The sequence below is a fragment of the Nocardia africana NBRC 100379 genome (genome assembly GCF_001612635.1).
Classification (GTDB): domain Bacteria; phylum Actinomycetota; class Actinomycetes; order Mycobacteriales; family Mycobacteriaceae; genus Nocardia; species Nocardia africana.
In genome coordinates this window covers 1-3481 of sequence record NZ_BDAV01000051.1, presented here as the reverse complement: position 1 = coordinate 3481, position 3481 = coordinate 1, and the positions used below count along the sequence as shown (strand labels likewise).

6 protein-coding genes are annotated in these 3481 nt (G+C 64.2%); 5 read left to right on the top strand and 1 reads right to left on the bottom strand.

Annotation, left to right across the window (positions count from 1 at the left end; translation table 11 throughout):
• From NA3_RS38320 to NA3_RS38315, 3 genes are all read left to right on the top strand, one after another.
• A partial coding sequence (locus tag NA3_RS38320) for a hypothetical protein (protein WP_218021953.1) occupies nucleotides 1-198 on the top strand: 198 nt, incomplete at its 5' end.
• Nucleotides 199-215: 17 nt separating this feature from the next.
• Nucleotides 216-785 carry a peptide deformylase gene (locus NA3_RS35000; protein WP_062969184.1) on the top strand — a complete coding sequence of 190 codons (570 nt, stop codon included), beginning with the start codon at nucleotides 216-218 and terminating at the stop codon, nucleotides 783-785.
• Nucleotides 786-926: 141 nt separating this feature from the next.
• Entirely contained in the window at nucleotides 927-1520 is a 594-nt protein-coding gene (locus NA3_RS38315) for a hypothetical protein (protein ID WP_218021952.1), read from the top strand.
• 202 nt (nucleotides 1521-1722) lie between these two features.
• Here the strand turns inward: NA3_RS38315 and NA3_RS39410 are convergent, their stop codons facing one another.
• Entirely contained in the window at nucleotides 1723-2040 is a 318-nt protein-coding gene (locus NA3_RS39410; RefSeq protein ID WP_369689793.1) for an ATP dependent DNA ligase, read from the bottom strand.
• A 108-nt stretch (nucleotides 2041-2148) separates the two neighbouring features.
• Between NA3_RS39410 and NA3_RS34990 the strand changes: the two genes are divergently transcribed.
• Nucleotides 2149-3084, top strand: coding sequence for an IS481 family transposase (locus NA3_RS34990; protein ID WP_062969186.1), 936 nt, complete (start codon nucleotides 2149-2151; stop codon nucleotides 3082-3084).
• Between the two features lie 187 nt (nucleotides 3085-3271).
• On the top strand, nucleotides 3272-3481 hold a 210-nt coding region (locus NA3_RS38310), incomplete at its 3' end, for a hypothetical protein (protein WP_218021951.1).

The window sequence follows — 3481 nt, the reverse complement described above, 5'->3', positions numbered from 1 at the left end:
GCATTCCCCGCCGCCCTGGACCCAGTGGTGTGGGGCATCGAAACCTCCCCGACCGCTGATGCCCGCCCGATCGCGACCCCACCGGCACGCACCAACGACAATGAGGCCGCGGTGTTCACCTGGAACACGACCAGCCCGCCGCTACACACCCGCTACCGCATGGAATGGCGGTTCCGTTCACACCCGGAAAACCACTGAGCAGAAGGGATTCGACCGTGATCGAGACCAAACCATCCCAGACCATGACCGAACTGGGCATCGTCCAAGCCGGCGCCGATATCCTCGCCCGGCCCGCCCGCCCGTTCACGCTGCCCGACGAAGCCGACACCGCGGGTGGTGTCGTCGACGACCTGTTCGCCGCTATGGACCGCGTCGCTCGCGTGCACCCCTTCGCCAAGGGTATGGGCATCGCCGCCCCACAGATCGGCATCGACCGCTGCGCGGCCGTGGTCCGGCCCGCCGACCCGGCCGCCCCGGCGATCGTGCTGCTCAACCCCCGCGTCATCGACCAGTCCGACGCCACCGACGAACAGTACGAGGGCTGCCTGAGCTTCTTCGACGTGCGCGGACTGGTACCCCGCCCGCTGCACATCACCGTCGAAACCACCACGCTCACCGGCGAACTCGTCACCACCGCCTACCACCACGGCCTGGCCCGGCTGGTGTACCACGAACTCGACCACCTCGACGGCGCGCTGTACACCGCACGCATGCGCCCCGGCATCAAGCCGATGCCCGTCGAGGAATACCGGCTCAGCGGGCAGAACTGGACCTACGAGCAGTGACACATTCCGAGGGCGAACACCGGAAGTCCAGACTCTAATCTCTACAATCTAGAGTCTAAAGTCTTGCGTAAATCGTTGCGTTGCATGCCTTTTCGGCTCGAATAGCTCCCGCCTGCTCTGCGGGCATGTCAGACTGCGCCGATGTCGGGATTCACGCGCGATACCTACCACTACGGCGACAAACTGGTGTACGAGGCGCTGCACTCGAAATGGGACCGCTACCACAGCACCCACTGCCAATGCGGCCAAGACTGGATCACCGCGCACGCCGAGCCCGCCGGATTCACCGTCGTGCGCTCCGGCAGCGGGTTCACCTCCTTGACCGGGCCCGGCCTGACCGAAGGCGTGGACGAGAGCACGCTCACCGCGAACGCGTTGTGGGAGGCCGTAACCGGCAAGCCCGGTACTCAGGACTGGTACGAGCAGGTCCGCGTCGTCGACCGCAGCCCCGAAGCCCAGGCTACGCAGAAGGCCGCCAGTGACGCCTACTACGCCAAGCTGCGGGAACGCTCTGCCGCGGCCAAAGTCGCACCGGCGACCGCCAAGCAGATCAAATACCTCGAGGCCCTGGCCGCCAAGACCGACCCCGAGCGCTTCGACACCGAATTCGCCAAAGCAGTCAAAGGAACCGACATCAACCCGCGCGGCGAAGCCGAAACCACCGGCCGGGCCGTACGGCGGCTGACCCGCGCCTCGGCCCGCAAACTCATCACCGCACTCGCCGGCCGCGCCTGAACAACAGCAACTCGTCACGAATCGGCACCACCGCGATACTCACGTAGCATCTACGGCGCCGAGGGTTGATACCCCGACGGCACGGACAGTCTCCCGGCCGCCGGGGCACCTTGGCGCGTAAACGGTGGCCTGCTCACCACGCGGACGCCAACGACAGTTCGTTTGCGGATCCGGCTGCAGGCGCCCATATTCCTGGAGCCGATCAGCGGGGCAGCCTGACATCGATGGGGTCCCGGTCTACGCGCAAACCGCCCCAGTGGGTATATCGCAGCGTGGGGTCGATGTCCTGGAGGTAAATGCCGTGGTAGTGCACCGCGGCCACCAGCCTGGGCTCGACCCAGTGCGCCGGCACGTCGGCCCACTGGGGCGGCTCGGCGAAGGAGCTGGCTTCTTGGGTGATTTCGTCCAGTTGTGCCTGCAGTTCTCGCCGCTGCGAGGGCGAGAACCCGGTGCTGACGGTCCCGGTGTGGACCAGGTCATCGGAGGCGTCGTAGGCGCCGAGGATCAGCGCTCCGAACAGCCGGTCCCGGGGTCGGCTAGGTGTAAAACTGCCGGAGGTTGTTGACGGTCTGGGCTCCTGATATGAAGAGGAGTCCTTGTGCCCGAACGTGTATGGAGCGAGAAGGATTTGGTCAGGCGCGCGAACCGGCGCCTGGCCGTTCTACAACATGCCGAGGAAGTCAGCGGCAACGTCACAGCGACGTGTCGGTACTACGGAATCAGTCGAAATGTCTTCTACCGGTGGAAACGTCGCTACGAGGACGAGGGGATCGATGGTCTGAAAGACCGGTCGAGCGCGCCGCTGCACTGCCCGAATGTCACGCAGCCCGAAGTGGTAGCCAAGATCATCCATCTGCGCCGGCACTACCACTTCGGCCCGCTGAAGATCTCGATGTATTTGCAGCGCTACCACGACGTCTCGATCAGCCAGTCCGCGGTATGGCGAATCCTGAAACGCCTTGGGATGAACCGGCTGCCCGCCTCGCAACGCTACAAACGTCACAAGCAGCGATGGAAGCGCTACGAGAAGCAGCGGCCGGGCCATCACGTGCAGGTCGACGTCAAGTTCATCGAGCCGATCACTACCGGGCCTCACCGTCGTAAGCGCTTCTACCAGTACACCGCTATCGACGACTGCACCCGGCTGCGGGTGCTTCGCATCTACCCGCGATCGGATCAGAAGACCGCGATCCAGTTCCTCGACTACCTTGTCGCCCGATTACCGTTCCAGATCGAGAAAATCCAGACCGATAACGGCGCGGAATTCCAGTCGGCGTTCCACTGGCACGTGATCGACCAGGGAATCGGACATACCTACATCAAACCGGCCACACCACGGCTCAACGGCAAGGTGGAACGCTCGCACCGCATAGACGCCGAGGAGTTCTACCGCCTTCTCGACGGCGTTGTGATCGACGATGCCGGGCTGTTCAACGACAAGCTCAAGGAATGGGAGGACTACTACAACTACCACCGCCCACACGGCGGCCTCGCAGGACAAACACCATATGAGAGGCTGCTACAGAAGACCCAAGCCCACACTGTCACCGGCCACCGTCAGTAGCACAGCTAGGCGATGGGATCCACCCTCCGACAACAGCATCCGTGGTTTGTCGTGTCCGTCGTCCTGCCTGGCGGCAGCGGTCGCTGCAGAATTTTCGCGGTCGTCCACCAGACAGCTCCAGGCGGCAACGGCATACCGGGCACAGCCCCCAGGCCCAGTGGTCCTGCCGTTGCCGGAGAATATTCCATTGCTGATGCCACCCGCACCACTCGAGGGTTTGATCCATGCGGGGACCGCGGGCCCGGATGCAGACGTTGCCCACGACTGGCGTGGCTACCTTTTCGACGCTCCAGGACTGAGTCATCAGGTCGGCGATCCACCGATTCTCTGGCTCGGCCAGGGCTGCCAGCGATTGGTGGAACAGCGCTTTGACCCCCTCGAGGCCGATGAGTCGCGA

Coding starts and splice junctions, on each gene's coding strand:
- NA3_RS38315 (WP_218021952.1), top strand. CDS start 927: ATGTCGGGATTCACGCGCGATACCTACCACTACGGCGACAAACTGGTG.